General features: G+C 45.8%; 14 protein-coding genes, 7 tRNA genes and 1 pseudogene. 12 read left to right on the forward strand and 10 right to left on the reverse strand.

The annotated features are described in order from the left end of the window. Positions 1-105: 105 nt before the first annotated feature. From EQP46_RS09370 to EQP46_RS09380, 3 genes are all read right to left on the reverse strand, one after another. Positions 106-2,661 carry a DNA-directed RNA polymerase gene (locus tag EQP46_RS09370; protein ID WP_129493384.1) on the reverse strand — a complete coding sequence of 852 codons (2,556 nt, stop codon included), beginning with the start codon at positions 2,659-2,661 and terminating at the stop codon, positions 106-108. 90 nt (positions 2,662-2,751) lie between these two features. Then, positions 2,752-3,168 (reverse strand): hypothetical protein, encoded by a 417-nt coding sequence (locus EQP46_RS09375; RefSeq protein ID WP_129493385.1) that lies wholly within the window; start codon positions 3,166-3,168, stop codon positions 2,752-2,754. 141 nt (positions 3,169-3,309) lie between these two features. After that, positions 3,310-3,570, reverse strand: coding sequence for a hypothetical protein (locus EQP46_RS09380; RefSeq protein ID WP_129493386.1), 261 nt, complete (start codon positions 3,568-3,570; stop codon positions 3,310-3,312). A 124-nt stretch (positions 3,571-3,694) separates the two neighbouring features. Here EQP46_RS09380 and EQP46_RS24300 point away from each other — a divergent pair, with 124 nt between their 5' ends. Together EQP46_RS24300 and EQP46_RS24095 are read left to right on the forward strand one after the other, a co-directional pair. Beyond that, on the forward strand, positions 3,695-5,725 hold the full coding sequence (locus EQP46_RS24300) for a hypothetical protein (protein ID WP_192545490.1): 2,031 nt from the start codon (positions 3,695-3,697) through the stop codon (positions 5,723-5,725). 15 nt (positions 5,726-5,740) lie between these two features. Continuing rightward, positions 5,741-5,908: a hypothetical protein gene (locus EQP46_RS24095; RefSeq protein WP_161972849.1), complete on the forward strand. Its 168-nt coding sequence runs from the start codon at positions 5,741-5,743 to the stop codon at positions 5,906-5,908. A gap of 36 nt (positions 5,909-5,944) precedes the next feature. Here EQP46_RS24095 and EQP46_RS09390 read toward each other — a convergent pair whose 3' ends face one another. The 5 genes and pseudogenes from EQP46_RS09390 to ltaE all read right to left on the reverse strand — a co-directional run bounded on the left by EQP46_RS09390 (position 5,945) and on the right by ltaE (position 10,304). After that, positions 5,945-6,310, reverse strand: coding sequence for a hypothetical protein (locus EQP46_RS09390; protein WP_129493387.1), 366 nt, complete (start codon positions 6,308-6,310; stop codon positions 5,945-5,947). A gap of 64 nt (positions 6,311-6,374) precedes the next feature. Next, positions 6,375-7,946 carry a recombinase family protein gene (locus EQP46_RS09395; RefSeq protein ID WP_129493388.1) on the reverse strand — a complete coding sequence of 524 codons (1,572 nt, stop codon included), beginning with the start codon at positions 7,944-7,946 and terminating at the stop codon, positions 6,375-6,377. Between the two features lie 46 nt (positions 7,947-7,992). Further along, the gene (locus EQP46_RS09400) at positions 7,993-8,487 is read right to left on the reverse strand and encodes an HTH domain-containing protein (protein WP_161972850.1); all 495 of its coding nucleotides are present in this window, start codon (positions 8,485-8,487) and stop codon (positions 7,993-7,995) included. Between the two features lie 253 nt (positions 8,488-8,740). Further along, a pseudogene (locus tag EQP46_RS09405) lies at positions 8,741-9,211 on the reverse strand (DUF808 family protein); the annotation flags it as partial. A gap of 82 nt (positions 9,212-9,293) precedes the next feature. Then, positions 9,294-10,304, reverse strand: a complete 1,011-nt coding sequence (gene ltaE / locus EQP46_RS09410) for a low-specificity L-threonine aldolase (RefSeq protein ID WP_129493390.1) — start codon at positions 10,302-10,304, stop codon at positions 9,294-9,296. Positions 10,305-10,477: 173 nt separating this feature from the next. Here ltaE and EQP46_RS09415 point away from each other — a divergent pair, with 173 nt between their 5' ends. Continuing rightward, entirely contained in the window at positions 10,478-11,209 is a 732-nt protein-coding gene (locus EQP46_RS09415) for a sulfite exporter TauE/SafE family protein (protein ID WP_129493391.1), read from the forward strand. Between the two features lie 113 nt (positions 11,210-11,322). On the opposite strand, the gene EQP46_RS09420 is transcribed toward EQP46_RS09415, so the two are convergent. Next, a complete protein-coding gene (locus EQP46_RS09420; protein WP_129493392.1) occupies positions 11,323-12,366 on the reverse strand; it encodes an ABC transporter substrate-binding protein in 1,044 nt (347 codons plus the stop codon). A 216-nt stretch (positions 12,367-12,582) separates the two neighbouring features. Here EQP46_RS09420 and EQP46_RS09425 point away from each other — a divergent pair, with 216 nt between their 5' ends. The 9 genes from EQP46_RS09425 to EQP46_RS09465 all read left to right on the forward strand — a co-directional run bounded on the left by EQP46_RS09425 (position 12,583) and on the right by EQP46_RS09465 (position 15,758). Continuing rightward, positions 12,583-13,866, forward strand: a complete 1,284-nt coding sequence (locus EQP46_RS09425) for an NAD(P)/FAD-dependent oxidoreductase (protein ID WP_129493393.1) — start codon at positions 12,583-12,585, stop codon at positions 13,864-13,866. Positions 13,867-14,091: 225 nt separating this feature from the next. After that, positions 14,092-14,691 (forward strand): alpha-ketoglutarate-dependent dioxygenase AlkB family protein, encoded by a 600-nt coding sequence (locus EQP46_RS09430; RefSeq protein ID WP_129493394.1) that lies wholly within the window; start codon positions 14,092-14,094, stop codon positions 14,689-14,691. A gap of 170 nt (positions 14,692-14,861) precedes the next feature. Beyond that, positions 14,862-14,935, forward strand: a tRNA-Cys gene (locus tag EQP46_RS09435). 3 nt (positions 14,936-14,938) lie between these two features. Next, positions 14,939-15,014: transfer RNA gene (locus tag EQP46_RS09440), tRNA-Gly, on the forward strand. Positions 15,015-15,096: 82 nt separating this feature from the next. Next, positions 15,097-15,173: transfer RNA gene (locus tag EQP46_RS09445), tRNA-Met, on the forward strand. Between the two features lie 34 nt (positions 15,174-15,207). Next, a tRNA-Gly gene (locus EQP46_RS09450) sits at positions 15,208-15,283 on the forward strand. A gap of 80 nt (positions 15,284-15,363) precedes the next feature. Continuing rightward, positions 15,364-15,440: transfer RNA gene (locus EQP46_RS09455), tRNA-Met, on the forward strand. An 82-nt stretch (positions 15,441-15,522) separates the two neighbouring features. Beyond that, positions 15,523-15,599 (forward strand) — tRNA-Met (locus tag EQP46_RS09460). An 82-nt stretch (positions 15,600-15,681) separates the two neighbouring features. Beyond that, a tRNA-Met gene (locus EQP46_RS09465) sits at positions 15,682-15,758 on the forward strand. A 24-nt stretch (positions 15,759-15,782) separates the two neighbouring features. On the opposite strand, the gene EQP46_RS24100 is transcribed toward EQP46_RS09465, so the two are convergent. Then, on the reverse strand, positions 15,783-16,222 hold a 440-nt coding region (locus tag EQP46_RS24100), incomplete at its 5' end, for a hypothetical protein (RefSeq protein WP_161972851.1).

Below are 16,222 nucleotides of genomic sequence, written 5' to 3' on the forward strand. Positions count from 1 at the left end.
ACCACCGAAAGTGCCTCATATTTCTGAAAGAGTTTTCCAATGGGTGGATTGGTTTTAACTTTTGGGAAGTTAGTTTGAATCTTTCATATTAGCGGTGATGTAGTGTCAAACTAGAATATGCTCACTGTTTTCAATGGCTTGAAGCATTTCTTCTGAAAGGTTGCTGACTCTTGGAATGGATACTTGATCTGATACGCCTAGCCTCTGGTAAATCGTTTCCCAGAAACCAACCTTGATGATCCTGATAATGGCCTTGGCGTAGCAACGAACCATCTCAGCAACATTGTTAGGGTGAGAACCGATAGAGTCATGTATGCAGTCAAAGTCGAACTCAGCGAACTCCCTCATGGCTATAATCACAGAGGCATCCATAGCATGTACGAAACATGGTGGCGTGGTGCTGGACAACTTCTGATACATTGGCTTGTTTGTAGGTTCGATTAGGTTTGGCCTAGCAGTCCGACCATTTACAACGGGGGTTATTCTCAGCTCAACCTTGTTCAGCTTCTGGATGACCATAGGGAATTCAGACACAGGTACATTTACTGCGATCACCCCCTTAGAATCATCACCACCTTTTAAGCCTCTTCTTGATACGATGTTAGCAACTTTCTTGTTGGCCTTAACTATCCGCACTGATGACGGTAAAAGCTCTGTAAGCGACTCCATGACGTTTTGCTTTAGATACTTGATTAGTCCAACACTGATAGCATCTGAAAGCTCAGGAACGCCAAATAGGACGCTTCTACAGTATTTCTCAAGCTCACCATCACTACCAGCATAACCAAGCCACACCATCACAGGGTTCTTGAATATAGACCGCTTGAATATCTTGTCTTTTTGAGTCAGTAGTATCGCAGCAAATGGGTTGCCATTTTTAGCGTCAGCCTCTGCAAGGTTTAGTGCTGCTTTTGCTGCTGATGTGTAGGCATCTGGTAGTATTCCTGTCTCTGGGTCTGCATCAAGCATTGTTAGGCCAATGGCCTTCTCATCTCCTAGTGAAGCACCCATGAGAGAAACGCCACTACAACGAGCGTCACGATGACAAATAACGCCCGTCTCATAGGAAGGGTCTTGAATATGTCGCAGAAGCTCAAAACATAGCAACATAGCGGTAAGCGGTTCATCTAAAGTCACCTCATCATCATTGTCGTTGTAGAAAACCTGCCAGTTGTTGTCTTTGAAGTCGATTAGGTGACGGTCGAAGAATTTACGGGCAAGTCGTCCTTTCTTGTGGATGTTCAGCTTGTCTAGGCCAATGCCTGTTTTACGATTAATTAAACAATTGCCTAGGGTTTGAAGAAGTGCCGCTATACCCTCAGAGGTCATGCGCTCTTTGTTTTGGAAACAAAGGAATGCACGGTTAAGTGAATCACCAAGAGGGTTAAGGCCACCACTTACAAATGCGTAGAACCTGCCTCTGTAGTCGCAAAACCTCGGATAGTACAACTCAGGATATTCGGCAAACTCTTGAGCCTGTTCGATGACGTGGTTGTTTCTTCTGATCCTGTCCTCGTGTGTACGCTTCAATTCAAGACGCTTCTTGTGCTTAGCCCTTACACTCAATACATGAGGCTCATTGCCGTAGAATGCTGCGTTACACGACACCTCTTTGTTGTAGTCCTCTTCGAACTTTTCAAGCTCAGCGTCTACCAAAGAATCTATCTCAGGTAGTTCAAGCTCGAACCCTTCAAACTGGTAGCCCATGCGTGTGTTCGCAAGGAATAACTCAAGGAAACCTTTGTTGACTGCGTAGGGTGTATCCTGAATGCGGTTGAATTGCTTGAACCAGTTTTCATCATCAAAGTTTTCAATCAGTGGGTGTATCACCTTAGGTAGTTTCACGTAGGGTGTCCCTTTTGCGATCCTTTTTCGCTTACCTTCGAGCCACGGCTTGTTTTCAGGCTGCATAAGTTCAGCACTGGAAATGGTCGGGATTCGTACTGGTCGCTTTAGGATTGGAGAAGCCCATTGCGGAGTGTGATAACCAGTGGTCTTATCAATCAGTGATGTGTGTTGTAGAGGTTTCTGAATAGCTGGCACAAATGCAGCGGTAGTCATCAGGAAAAGGTGATCTTTGATGCTATCGAACTTAGATTGCCATTCCTCTGACAGCCTAACGTAGCGGTCTCTGTTGTTTACTTGGTATATCTCGATAATCCCTAGGTTTTGCTCAAGGGTCATCAAGAATCGGTACGTCTCTGTGTGGATGGATTGAGAGTTTTCTCTGAGTTCTCCGTTAGTCAAACCCATTATGATGGTTAGCTGGTTGTGGATCGCATTAACTACAGAGTGTTCTTTTATCTCTCCAAATTTAGCCTTTAGAACGCACTCAGCAACGATACATGCGACGGTAAAGAAGGGATCAACCTCTCTAGCCTCAACCGATGCTAAGCGGTCTGAGTAATCCCTGAGCCAAGCCTCTTTTAGGGGGAACAACACAGACGTTAATAGATAGTTTCCTGATGTTCCAGTACGCATCATGTACCGATTCTCAAGATACTCCTTTAGCTCTGTGATAATCATGTTTCGAAAGGCTATGGCGTGGCTTGTTTGAGCCTCATGACCTTTGCTGATAATGGCATTTAGTTTTTCTTCCTGTTTGACTCTGTTTCTGGCATAGCTGTGAAGCTCTAATTCTTTCTGGTTCGTAAAACGCATAATCTCTCCTTGGTATGCTATCTCTTCTGGGGCTTTCTCCTTGAAACGGGAGTGTTCTTAAATGCGTCCAGAATGTCTCTGGATCGCTTCTTATCGGTATACTCGGACATATGGCATTAAGTCCTCATCATCCATTGTCTTAACTGCTACCCACCCTCTATGTACTTTGCGAGTGCCACGGATAAGCGAGTAAATGGCGTGTAGAACTAGGTTGTTTTCTTTGCAGAACTCAGGGACAGAGGTCTCTAGTTTTACGTCTACGCCTTCTGGACTACGCAAAACAATCAGCGGTTTTTCTTTAGAGATGATTCTGAATCCACGGTAGGTGTGAAACTTACCAGCGGCTAGGTGTGATAAACACGAACGATCTATCCCCATTGTTTTCGCAAACTCTGTCATTGAGTTAGTTTCAAAAACTTCGCCATATTTATTCGTGATGATCCACTTTTTAAAACACAGTCGTTCAACTCTGTTCAGGTCTTGTTTTAGTAGGTCTTTTCTTTCCATGAATATACTTCCATTATGATTAACTTATTTGGTTTTAATGAAAAATAAACCCGCCAGAGTATTTACACTTCGGCGGAATTATTTTAGGAGAGTCATGCTATTTTCATATTAGCGGTGATGTAGATGATTACTATGCCGCTACTATGAAACGGAGAGGAATGCTTTCTTGTTTCCATTGACGTGATAGTCATACATTGCAGCACAGCCAGCGGTTGTCCAATCAATGGCATCACGTTCATTTTTAAATGTCTTAAAGATCTTCTTAGTGTTTGCGTTGAAGTGGCAATACCACGCATCTTCCACTGGAATTACTGCACCAGCTAGAACGCCTTTGAAGTTAATAAGGCATTCTCCATTTTTACGAATGATCTCATAGCCATTTTCTGGTTTCACAATATTCATAGGTTTCCAAAATGATAAATAGATTAAGAAGAAGGACGAATATCTTTTATTTCTTAGATAACAAATACGCAGAAAGTAAAAAACACTCACACATCTGCGCAAAATAAATATATAAGGACAGTCAATGACTATTTTAAAAACACCAATAACGACACCGGAAGCTGAGCGTTTCTGGGCTAGTCGCCATAAATGCAACAAAATGAAGGCTGTAATCGCCAATAGTGAAACTCTGGACGGGGCAAACTCCGCCCTTCGAAGAAGGGGCTACACTAGAGCATGGCGCAAGAAGGCTCTCAGTGCCTTTGGTAAGTACATCAACAAGCCGACAATGGCTGGTATCCCTTTCAGTGAGTTATCGCAGCCTTGGTGGTTGTGTATGCCTTATTCCGGTGAGGCTCCACTACCGCCGCCAAGTAAGAAATCATGGGAAGTCGCTTTTGGTGAGTCTGGCGGATTCTGCGCTGAGAAGAACGGGATTCAGTTTTCGAAAGACTTAACTGTCGAAGTTACCTACATCCAAGAGCAACCAGAAGCAGGCAGGCAAACATTGCTCTCATTCCAAACAGACAGTGCTTCTTATGACATAGATGTTGCAGAGAGCGGTTTTGTTGGCCTTCCTCCTGTTGTCTGGGAACTTGCAGAAGGTAAGCAAGAGGTCTTGGCTGGCGTAGAGAACACGATAAAGATGCGGTGTAAGCTAGAACAAGAGGTACAAACAGCACAGCTTCACATAGGCAATGATAAATACCATAATCCAGAAATTATCGGGCATCCTTTTTGTGGTTCAATCAAGCACGTCAAGATTGTAGAGGCTGACGGAACTATCCATGAAACCAACTTCACCAGTGACGCAGAAGAAAAACCAACAAATAGCGTTGTAGGTGAGTTCACTATCATTGGTTTCAGCGAAGAAGCAAACATTTGGCGAGTACCTACACAAGCTAAAATTTGGATTCCAAACACTGGTCATAATGAAGAATTTGGAATTCAGCGGTCTTACTATTGCCAAGTTGGAGATACAGTCTCAGTTGATGTTTCTTGGGATGGATTGGCTACCAAGCAAATGTTAATCGGCGGGACTGAGGGCTGGGATGACGTGAGCGAGTATTCTCTTAACGTGTCTATTGAAGGCGGTGCTGTTGTTTGCGGAAATGGCATTAACCTCACCAGTGGAAACGCTTCTTTGGTAAAAGGCGAAAGAACTACACTGGATTTCGAGATTATCAACATTGGACAGCCACCGAACACAACGGCTTCTATTTACTGTTTTGGCAATACTTATCGTTTCCCAAAATACCCATGTACCAGCGACATTTTCAAATTCTCTTTTGGTGGAAATGATACATGTTCTTATGACTTGGTGGTTAACTCGACAGTCCAACCAACAGAAGATGTACTTGATTGGTATGGTTCGTGCAGTCGTGTTTGGTTAAGAAATACAGACTCCCCTAACACAAGGTGGCGAGACATTGGAGATTACACACCACCAAAGGCTAAATCATGGATGCCGCACTTCACTCAAGAAGCAAATCAATCACTGACAAACAGTGCTATCCGTGTTGAGTTACGTCAAGATAAACCAATGACGATTTACACTCGTGTCACAGAAGCTGATATGAGCCGTGGTGTAGGTTTGCTTGGTGTTTCCACTTCTAACTACGTGCGATTGATTAATGGGGCGTTTGTCTATTCTGATCCATTCCGTATCTTGGTGAATGAGGAACCGCTTGTTGATGGAAGAACATTCCCTTCTGAATTGGTTGGTAAAGATGTTCGTATCACTATTTTCCCTTCTGGTGAATCTACAGCGTTCAACGCACCTATCATTGGTTCTCGTTCCATCCATGAAGTATCACCGTTCCACATTTCACAAATCGTGATGCCGATTATCGCTGACGGTGTAATTGATACTTTCACGTTTGAACCACACTCCGCTATGGAAGCACCTGATCACACTCAATGGGTTGGTACAACTTCTGACGGTTCTACAGCAACGCTTAACTTCACTAACCTTGAAGGCTGGCGACAAGTAGAGAAGCCTTTTGCTGTCCTGTCTAATTGGGATGATGCCAACGATTGGGATGATGATGCTTATTGGGGTTTCGAGAAACAATCCGTTGTTGATGCATGGATCGAAACAAACTTCCCGACCTAACAAGGAACTATAATTATGAAACTAAAACAATTAATCACTGGTTACGTGGAAGAAGCACTGACACCAGTTGAAGCGCAAGCACGTATTGACGAAGTGCTCTACACAATTGGTCAGCTTCAAAACAAGCTGGACAAGCACAACGAAGCAGAAGCCGATCTTGGTATCGAGGCTGAAGCTATCTAAGGAAAAAGGCTGCCGTCACTGGCGGCCTTTCTTTTTTTAGTGGAATGACGCTACTCGATTAGCAGAAAGGATAACATCACGGAGTGTTGAGCCAGAAACAACAATGAAATTCCATCTTTCAATGTCGATGTTTAATTCTTCATCATAAAGCATATTTTGGATCAGCATCAGGCAATCATCATCAGTGCCGTTAGTTACTTGGATGATGTATTTTGCCGAACAATCTCCGGTAGGGATAACAGCATTTAAGCTGCTCGATACTTCCGATCTATCGCTTGAAAAATGCGCTAGGAATGGTTCGTCAATAATGCTATCACTGAATAATTGCTTGATGCAGTAATCCAACTCTTTAATAACCTCGAAACCAACATCATGAACGTGGATTTTAATAAACACTGCCACGATTTAACCCTCATAAATAAAAATCGCGGCTATTGTATCATGTTATTTTACATCGGTCGCTTCATCAATGATGAATAATACCTGTCATCGACCAAACCGCATTAACCTTCTTATTGAAGATGTATGCGTTTTTAATTGCCTTAAAGGTGAATGTGTATTCTCCATTTCCAGCAACCACAAACTCAAGCCCGTTTTCTTTGTCAGATTTAACGGTGAATAAGGGCAACCGCTCCATTAGCCTCTGTAGCCTGTTACGTGCTGTGAGTTGTTCCTCTGCGTTACCTTCAATGAATGCGGCATCAATCAAAGCCAAGCAGTGCTTAAAATCCACCTTGTGAGCAGAAGGTTTGCTCATCAACTCTACCTCAAGAGACTTCACATCATCAGATAGCTGCTTGATTGCCTCAGTACGCTTGTTGATATGAGCAATGACTACCGCATTGGTTGTATCTGTAAGGCCTTCTAGAAGCGATTCTAGGGCGGTTTCCTGAGACCTTAGCTCACCTCTCAGGGTGTCCAGCTTACGTGTATCAGACTTACTGTTAGACGCATTTGACCAGTGCTTGAAGAAAGCAGGGGTTAGCCAGCATTCCCGCAACCAATCACGCAAATATGCGATGTTGAACTTAGGTGCATTGCATCGACCATATGCGGAGTTTTTGCACATGAGGTACTTTCGTGCATCTTGAGTTTTGAGCACCAAATTTGAACCACAATCCGCGCATTTTCCTACGTCCTTGAGTAGGTTTAAGTGACTCAAAGTAGATCCGTGAGTCTGTGTCTTGTGTCGCTTCCTGAGTTGTCCCAGAGAGGCAAAGAAAACATCATCAGATACCACCCTTGGAAAGTAGTCAGGGATTGGTTCTCCTTCTGGTATTTGCTTTCGTCCTTCCATTCTGCACGGTTGGTGCTCACCAATACATTGACGGTTGGATAAGAAGCGTATGATCACAGAAGACTCCCATTCCTTACCCTTAGGAGTAAGCCAGCCTTTCTCATTGAAACGCTTAGCGATAGTGTATGCGCCTACGCCCTGTGCAGATAGCTCGAAAGCCTCTCTAACCAATGGTGCAAAGTCATTGAAGATGTGCTCAGTTTTTAGCGCATTGGTTGTTAGCCAGAAAGGGCAACGCTTAGAACGCTTGGACTCGAACGGTTGTTCACGCTTGCGCTTGTGAGCCGCTTTAAGACGCTTTGATTTGAGGTCAGATTCATCAAAGGCGCGTTGCATGGTGATGATGCAGTAAATGTAGTCTTCCATCTGCATATCACTTGTATATTTGCGGTTGTCTGTGAGTGTGATGACATCTACGCCATAGTCAACGATGGACATTAACTGACGTAGTGCAACGTTGATGTTAGCTCTGGATAATCGGTCAAGGTTCTCTACAAGCAGTGTGCATGGTGTATGGATCTTAGATTCTGCCAAGGCATCAAGCAGTTTGGCGAAACCCTTATCACCTCTGGTATGGTCTGAGTGGTACGCACTGACGCCCAAATCCTCAAAGGACATATCTGAAAGTGTTAGCCCATGCTCTAAGCAATAGTCTTGTGCTGCTTGGGTTTGGCGGCGAAGAGAATCACCTTTGCGTTGTTGTTTGTCGGAGAATCGACGGTAGGAAATGACGGGGTTCATGTTGCCTCAAATGAGAAAAGCCCACCGTCTATAGGTAGGCTAAAAGTTAAGCTGCTGTCGTCCTGTTTGAAATTCCGTTTCTGAGTGTGTTTCTCAGTTCCCAAACTCTGTCATTGTTGCATTGTAAGCCGCCTAGTTCGGTATATCGTCTGCACAGAGCCGCATATTTAGTATCAGTTGCTTGGGAGACTTCGCCAGTGTCCATGTATGCCACTGTGCCAACGCGGGGTATGACGCTGAACTCGTATGGATTGATCATGAAGAAGCTACCTGAACCACCTTTCACGCCGTTGTAGACAATAACGCCATTATCAGAAAGTGCCTTGATTGATCGTGTCATGGTAGAGCGGCTAACTTTGAATAGCTCAGCAAGTTGGACAGCCGTAAATGCGAACTCATTACTCTCATCAGCAATAGCAAGCATCTTGTTAAAAATAGCTGCTGCTGGCGCGCAATCCTCTGCCGCTACGGTTACGGCAAGTTGTCCTAAAAAGTTGTTCATAGAAAATTCTCTCCGAGAGCGAATATTTGCCTGAGCCATTGTTTTTCCGTTGATACCGCTTAAATTCGAGCCAAGTATGTATCTGGTGAGAAGCATAGTCAATGATATTTCTTTGATGTGCTCTCAGGAGACACACGGTTTTGGTCTCATTTGGGCATACATTTCGATTAAATGGTATTCGATTTCTGTTTAAGTAGTTGTTTTATAAGTGATGTTCGTTTGGTTGTTTTTTAATCCACTTCTTAGAATCTATCATTCAGCATCCAGTACACTGGAAAGATGGCTATTTTACCACGATGCCTAGTCCAACTGAATTGATGAAATCTGTACGTATGGCGCCTTTGATTTTTTCCGCTTCAAACTGTGCGGCATTGAGTGTCGCAGTGTTGAAGTCGTCGCTTGGCGTGTCGGGCTTGTCATCTTCTTTATGGAAAAAGGTGTGCAACACTTTCTCTGCACCTTCAAAGCAGAGAAACAAACCGCCGAGCATAAGAAGCGGGGTGATCAACCATGGCGCAATTGCACTGATGGCAAGCGCCGCGGGCACCAATATCAGCTTGTTGAAAAACGAGCCTTTAGCCACCGCCCAGACAACGGGCAGCTCTCTGTCTGCTTTCACCCCCGACACTTGCTCAGCGTTCAGTGCGAGGTCATCACCAAGCACACCTGCGGTTTTCTTGGCCGCCACTTTACTCATCACGGATACATCATCGAGTATGGTGGCTATGTCGTCGAGCAGTGTGAGAAGGCTAGCGCCGGCCATGGTAATTCCTTATATGATGGATAAAAAATGAGGCGGAAATCCGCCCATAATTTACGTCATTTTTTCCATTGAGAAGTCTTAATTAAAGCTGTTTTTCAATTGCAGAAAGTAAGGTGTCAATGTCTTCACGAGAGACACTTTTGTGCGTAACAAAGCGCATGGCTTTGTGAGACGGCGACACCAAAATGCCTTGCTCTTTTAATGCGTCAGCCATGGCGCGAATGTCGATGTGTGACGACACATCCGCATAGACAATGTTGGTTTGAACCGGGTAGATAAAGGTGTTGAATCCGGGGATCGCCCCTAATTTCTCAGAGAGATAACGCGCATTGTCGTGGTCATCTTTCAGGCGTTCTACGTTTTCGGTAAGCGCCATCATGCCTGCCGCCGCTAAAATACCGGCTTGGCGCATCCCGCCACCGACCATTTTACGCAGGCGACGTGCACGTTGAATGTAAGCCGCATCACCCAACAGTAAAGAACCCACGGGTGCCCCCAAGCCTTTTGATAAACAAATGGTCATGGAATCGAAATGCTGAGCAATGTCTTTGATGTCGACGTCTAATGCCACAGAGGCGTTATAAACACGAGCACCATCAAGGTGCAGCTTTAGGTTATGGGTGTTTGCAAAATTGCGGGCTTGTGCCAAATAACTCATCGGAAGCACTTTACCGCCGATGGTATTTTCCAAGCTCAGTAGTGTTGTGCGTGCAAAATGGACGTCATCGGGCTTTACAGCCGCCGCCAGCTTTTCAAAACACAAGGTGCCGTCTTTGTTGTTCTCAATCGGTTGAGGTTGCACTGATCCAAGAACCGCAGCACCACCTGCCTCATATTTGTAATTGTGCGCTTGTTGACCGCATAAATATTCGTCGCCACGCTCACAGTGTGCCAAAATACCTAACAGGTTTGCTTGAGTGCCCGATGCGGTAAATACGGCCGCTTCAAATCCATGTCTCTCTGCTGCCCATCGCTCAAGCTCGTTGACGGTCGGATCATCACCGTACACGTCATCACCAACAGGTGCATTCGCCATCGCGTTACGCATTTTTTCATCGGGTTGTGTCACTGTGTCTGAGCGCAAATCAATCATTTCTTCACTGTCCTGATTACTACTGTACCCAAGCAATGTGAGGTTGCTTGAGTATGATGATCGAATGTTCAGAGTACTCTTGATTGGTGAAAAAGTAATTACAAAACATAACGAATAGAATGCTTGTCCTTCACTTGAGTCAGTTGACGAGTGGGGAGAAGTGCGGAGTTACAATGGATTTGTCTTGGCTGTTTATCTCGTTGGCGTGTTTAGTTACAGGCTTCTCAAAGTTTTCCATCGGCGGGCTGGGTTTGGTTATCTTACCCCTGATGATGTTGGCGTTCCCGGGGCCAGAAGCGCTTGGGGTGATTTTACCTTTCTACTTACTCACAGACCTGATAGCGGTAATGACTTATCGCAAAAATATCAACTGGAAGGTGCTCGCTAAACTGCTGCCTTTTGGGGCACTTGGCATCGCGGCTGGCACTTATGTGTTAGGGACAGTAGACCCCGGCACCTTCATGACCTTCCTCGGTATTTTGATTTTCGCCTTGTTGGGCCTGTCTTTGTGGTTGGATTACCACCCTTTACCTATTTTCACTCACCCTTGGGCGGCAAGCCTTGCAGGTTCGTTATGCGGGTTTGTGGGGGTAATCGCTAACGGGGCAGGACCATTGATGGGCTTGTTTTTGCTTGAGCAGAAAATGGAAAAATCCGCCTACGTTGCTACGCGAGTTTGGGCATTCCTGAGCCTGAACCTAATGAAACTGGCGGGGCTGTTAAGCCTTGGGTTAATCAATACAGAAACGTTGAAAGCAAGCGCCGTGGGTATCCCAGCGCTTTTTCTTGGTATGTGGATTGGCTACAAGGTGTTTGCGCGGATATCACCGGAGCAATTGAAGGTGATTGTGCGCAGCATGATATCGCTCAGTGCAGCGCATCTTCTGTTTTTCAAATCGAATTAGTTTTGTGAGCGATTGTTCAGAACGAATACGCTTTGATATAGCCACCGAATAAAAGAAAACCCGCAGCCTTGGCTGCGGGTTTTCTATTTTACGTGCAATGAATCGCCATCGATTTAGCTTTTCAGTAATTGCCAGTAACGATTGTAAATGCTGACCGCATCACCAACGTCATTGGTGAATTCGCCTTTTTCTACGTCCTCATCAGACGGGAAAATGGTGTTATTTTCGGTGTATTCAGCAGAGAGCTTTTCTTTTGCGCGCTTGCTTGGCGCTGGGTAGCCAAGCTCTTCAACCATGGCTGCTTGGTTTTCAGGGCGGTACATAAAGTCGATGAACTTATGCGCCAGTTCTTTTTTCTCTGCGTTTTTAGGAATGATGAAGTTATCCATCCAAAGGATTGAGCCTTCTTCTGGGTAAACGAAATGGATGCTGTCCATTTCTTCCTGAGCCATGTAGGCATTACCGTTCCACTGCTGACCAATGCCCACTTCACCCGTTACAAAAGGAACGTGTGGTGCATCAGAGTTATAGACGACAACGCCTGGGCGAAGGTCGACCAACAGTTCGTAGGCTTCTTTGATTTCAGCTTCGTTCTTGGTGTTGATGCTGTAGCCTTTGGCTTTTAGCGCCATGCCAAATACATCGCGCACATCATCAAGCAACATTAGTTGGCCTGCGAAATCTTCGCGCCATAAATCAGCCCACTTGGTCACGTCGCTGCCGTCAACAATGTCACCGTTGTAGCTAATCGCTGTTACGCCCCACACATAAGGCAGTGAGTAGTCGTTGTTTTCATCAAACGGCTGCGCCATCAATCCGGGAATGATGTCTTTCACATGAGGGATTTGTGACTTGTCGATTTTCGCCAACATGCCTTCATCACTCATACGTTGAATGAAGTAGGTTGATGCAAAGGCAAGATCGTAGCCTTTACCATCAAGCAGCTTCAGCTTGGTATACATGGATTCGTTGTTTTCAAACGTCGAGTAATTTACCGTCACATCATATTCTTTCTCGAATGCTTGAATCACATTCATGGGCATATATTCCGCCCAGTTATAGATGTTCAGTACTTCGCTGTTTGCAGAAACGCTGAAAGATACAGATGCGGAAAGTGCGATGCTTACCGCTTTCACCCCTTTAAGATATTGGTTCATATGTGTTGTCCTTTAATGGCTATACCAAGCCGAAATTCGAACGCGCATCATCAAAAGAAACGCTGTGACTGTCAATCAATTAACCCTTTAATAAGTAACAAAGTGTGCGCGGGGTATTGATCGCATTATCTCCTTGCCTGTTGTGGGGCTTAGTGCGAATATTCGCCATCATTTTTTCATTCAACCCTTTCCATATAAGCAGGATTTAGTCACAAGATGGCGAAAGAAAACGGGTATATCGATAGCTACTACCAAGCAACGGCGAATGTACTGGCTGAACAACCAGCGCTAACCAACGACATTCAAGCTGATGTTTGTATTATTGGTGCGGGTTTGACCGGTACGAATGCCGCGATTGAATTGCGTAAACAAGGGATGAGTGTTGTTGTACTTGAAAGTCAGCGTATAGCGTTTGGCGGTTCAGGTCGTAATGGTGGTCAGGCGCTGGTGGGTTACTGCCTAGGCTTGCGTGAAGTCGATGAAACCTACGGCCCTGAGTGGGGCAAACAATTGTGGGATTTATCTGTCGAATCTATCGATATCATTCGTGAACGCATCAGTGAATTCAACATCGATTGTGATTTCCAAGAGGGTTACATTGAGCTTGCGCTGAACAAAGGCCAAGAAGAAGAACTGAAATCTTGGCATGAACTCAAGCACGGACGTTACAACTACCCTGTTGCCGAGTGGTGGGACACTGACAAGATTGATCAGGTTGCTAATACGCGTCGTTATTTAGGCGGTTTGTTTGACCCAAACAGTGGCCATGTCCATACGCTGAATTACACACTAGGCTTGGCGCAAGCAGCGATTTCTGTCGGCGCTGAGATCTACGAAAACAGCCCAGTGATCAAAATTGAAAAAGGCACGGGCTTTAACACGGTGAAAACGGCGAAAGGCAGCGTGAAGGCGACACAAGTACTACTTGCATGTAATGCCTACCTTGATGGTCTACACCGTCGCGCGCAATCTAAAGTGCTTCCTGTGGCGTCCTATATTGCGGTCACTGAGCAATTAGGCGATCGCAACCCGATCACCAACAACATGGCGATGTCTGATCTGAACAACTGTTTGGATTATCTACGTCCAACAGCCGATGGCCGAATTCTTTTCGGTGGTGTGAACCACCCATTCAACGGTGAATACCCAGACAGCCAAGAACGTCTGCGTCAACGCATGTTGAAAGTGTTCCCACAATTGGGTGATGTGAAGATGGAATACCACTGGGGTGGCTTGTTCGCCGTTACGCGCAGCTACATGCCAGAAATCGCGCACCTTGGGAATGACATTTACACCGCGCATGGTTACACAGGGCATGGCGTGGGCCTGACAAACATTGCTGGCCGTGTTGTGGCAGAGGCCATGGCAGGACAAGCAGGGCGCTTTGATGTGTTCTCCCGCGTGAAACACGGCTGGATCCCTACACCTGAAGTATTGCGTAAGCCTGCATTGGCGATGGCAATCTGGAAAGCCAAGATGGAAGATGCGCTCGCGAAATAAGTGACTGCTTAGAGACCGCTTGGATTCACAAAAGGGTGGCATTGCTGCCCTTTTGTCGTTTTTGAGTCCTTCATTTTTGTTGATGAGGTTGAGTAAGACGACATTTGATCGCACGAACAATGTTCATCGGAAAAGACTGGCTGATGAAATGTCTTATGGATTGGCCTTGTTTGTTTTCCTTTCACTCAGTTAGAGTGATTGAAAACAAAAAAAGGACAAGACTGAATGCTGCAAGGCGACATGTTCGAGGAGACGGGGTGGCTCACTATTCCAGATGGAAATCTGTTCTGGCAACCAAACTTTTTCTCTGAGGAGGAGGCGGCCGAGATTTTCTCTGAGCTTCTTTCCACGCTTCCTTGGCAACAACAACCTATCTCAATGTTTGGGCGAGAGGTGCTGCAACCTCGTCTTCAAGCATCTTTTGGTGATAAGGCTTATGGTTATTCTGGCCTTGAACTGCCCGCGGCCAAAATGCCACCTTCATTAGAGCAATTAAAAAAAAGCTGTGAGGCAAAAGCCAATACGTCGTTTAATTCTGTGCTCGCCAATCTTTATCGTGATGGGCAAGACTACATGGGATGGCATCAAGACAATGAAGTGGAGCTAGGCAAAGAACCAGCAATTGCTTCGTTAAGTTTTGGGGAAACACGTCGTTTTGTCCTCAAACACCTTGAAAGCGGGGAAAAAAGGGAGTTTGAATTGAATTCCGGTGCATTGCTCATAATGGCCGGCAAAATTCAGACTTATTGGCAACACTCAATTCCGAAAACCGCGAAAATGAAAGGGCAGAGAATTAACCTCACCTTCAGAAACATCATTTTTTAGCGATGATCGCGGTGATTTTTAAGACGATATGGTCGATTTATATCGCTTTTGGCGTGATTTTGAGCGAACGAACTTTTTTTTAATGATTTGTGTTGACTAGATCACGCGAATCCGTAAAATGCCGACCCATACCGCAGCGGAAGACAACTTCTAAAGCGGGGGGAAACAAAGGCGCGTTGGCAGAGTGGCTATGCAGCGGATTGCAAATCCGTGGACCTCGGTTCGACTCCGGGACGCGCCTCCATTTGCGACACTAGCTCAGCTGGTAGAGCGCAACCTTGCCAAGGTTGAGGTCACGAGTTCGAACCTCGTGTGTCGCTCCAAATTTTTGTTCTTGATGTTGTCAGGAATGAAGCCATGTTAAACATGGTGAAGTCTACGCCGTACTTTGAACGGTCAATCGGACGCGGGATGGAGCAGTCTGGTAGCTCGTCGGGCTCATAACCCGAAGGTCGTTGGTTCAAATCCGGCTCCCGCAACCACTTTACGTTATTCGACGTCATGTCGTGTGACTCTGCGACACTAGCTCAGCTGGTAGAGCGCAACCTTGCCAAGGTTGAGGTCACGAGTTCGAACCTCGTGTGTCGCTCCAAATTTTCATTCCTGAACGTTAAGAATGAAGCCATGTTAGACATGGCAAAGCTTACGCCGTGCTTTAAACGGTCAATCGGACGCGGGATGGAGCAGTCTGGTAGCTCGTCGGGCTCATAACCCGAAGGTCGTTGGTTCAAATCCGGCTCCCGCAACCACATTTTTKTTCTTGATGTTGTCAGGAATGGAGCCATGTTAGACATGGYAAAGCYTACGCCGTGCTTTAAACGGTCAATCGGACGCGGGATGGAGCAGTCTGGTAGCTCGTCGGGCTCATAACCCGAAGGTCGTTGGTTCAAATCCGGCTCCCGCAACCACATTTTYRTTCTTGATGYTGTCAGGAATGRAGCCATGTTAGACATGGTAAAGCTTACGCCGTGCTTTAAACGGTCAATCGGACGCGGGATGGAGCAGTCTGGTAGCTCGTCGGGCTCATAACCCGAAGGTCGTTGGTTCAAATCCGGCTCCCGCAACCACTTTCGAAAAGCCTGACTGCAAAGTCAGGCTTTTTCGTTTTGGTCATGCATCGTCATAACCCTCAGGGCGTTGCAAAGGGTTTGCCCGTACAAATCCATCACCCGCATCACGCTCGAAATATCGGACTGCAAAGTCAGGCTTTTTTCGTTTTGGTCATGCATTGTCATAACCCTCAGGTCGTTGCAAAGGGTTTGCCCGTACAAATCCATCACCCGCATCACGCTCGAAATATCGGACTGCAAAGTCAGGCTTTTTCCGTTTTGGTCACTCATCGTCATAACCCTTAGGTCGTTGCAAAGGGTTTGCCCGTACAAATCCATCACCCGCATCACGCTCGAAATATCGGACTGCAAAGTCAGGCTTTTTTCGTTTTGGTCATGCATTGTCATAACCCTCAGGTCGTTGCAAAGGGTTTGCCCGTACAAATCCATCACCCGCATCACGCTCGAAATATCGGACTGCA

Source organism: Enterovibrio baiacu (assembly GCF_004120195.1).
Taxonomy (GTDB): domain Bacteria; phylum Pseudomonadota; class Gammaproteobacteria; order Enterobacterales; family Vibrionaceae; genus Enterovibrio; species Enterovibrio baiacui.

Excerpts from the sequence above, each read along its gene's own strand:
- EQP46_RS09430 (WP_129493394.1), top strand. The coding sequence starts at position 14,092 with ATGCTGCAAGGCGACATGTTCGAGGAGACGGGGTGGCTCACTATTCCA.
- EQP46_RS09415 (WP_129493391.1), top strand. The coding sequence starts at position 10,478 with ATGGATTTGTCTTGGCTGTTTATCTCGTTGGCGTGTTTAGTTACAGGC.
- EQP46_RS09370 (WP_129493384.1), bottom strand. The coding sequence starts at position 2,661 with ATGCGTTTTACGAACCAGAAAGAATTAGAGCTTCACAGCTATGCCAGA.
- EQP46_RS09400 (WP_161972850.1), bottom strand. The coding sequence starts at position 8,487 with ATGGCTCAGGCAAATATTCGCTCTCGGAGAGAATTTTCTATGAACAAC.
- ltaE (WP_129493390.1), bottom strand. The coding sequence starts at position 10,304 with ATGATTGATTTGCGCTCAGACACAGTGACACAACCCGATGAAAAAATG.
- EQP46_RS24095 (WP_161972849.1), top strand. The coding sequence starts at position 5,741 with ATGAAACTAAAACAATTAATCACTGGTTACGTGGAAGAAGCACTGACA.
- EQP46_RS09380 (WP_129493386.1), bottom strand. The coding sequence starts at position 3,570 with ATGAATATTGTGAAACCAGAAAATGGCTATGAGATCATTCGTAAAAAT.
- EQP46_RS24300 (WP_192545490.1), top strand. The coding sequence starts at position 3,695 with ATGACTATTTTAAAAACACCAATAACGACACCGGAAGCTGAGCGTTTC.
- EQP46_RS09420 (WP_129493392.1), bottom strand. The coding sequence starts at position 12,366 with ATGAACCAATATCTTAAAGGGGTGAAAGCGGTAAGCATCGCACTTTCC.
- EQP46_RS09375 (WP_129493385.1), bottom strand. The coding sequence starts at position 3,168 with ATGGAAAGAAAAGACCTACTAAAACAAGACCTGAACAGAGTTGAACGA.
- EQP46_RS09425 (WP_129493393.1), top strand. The coding sequence starts at position 12,583 with ATGGCGAAAGAAAACGGGTATATCGATAGCTACTACCAAGCAACGGCG.
- EQP46_RS09395 (WP_129493388.1), bottom strand. The coding sequence starts at position 7,946 with ATGAACCCCGTCATTTCCTACCGTCGATTCTCCGACAAACAACAACGC.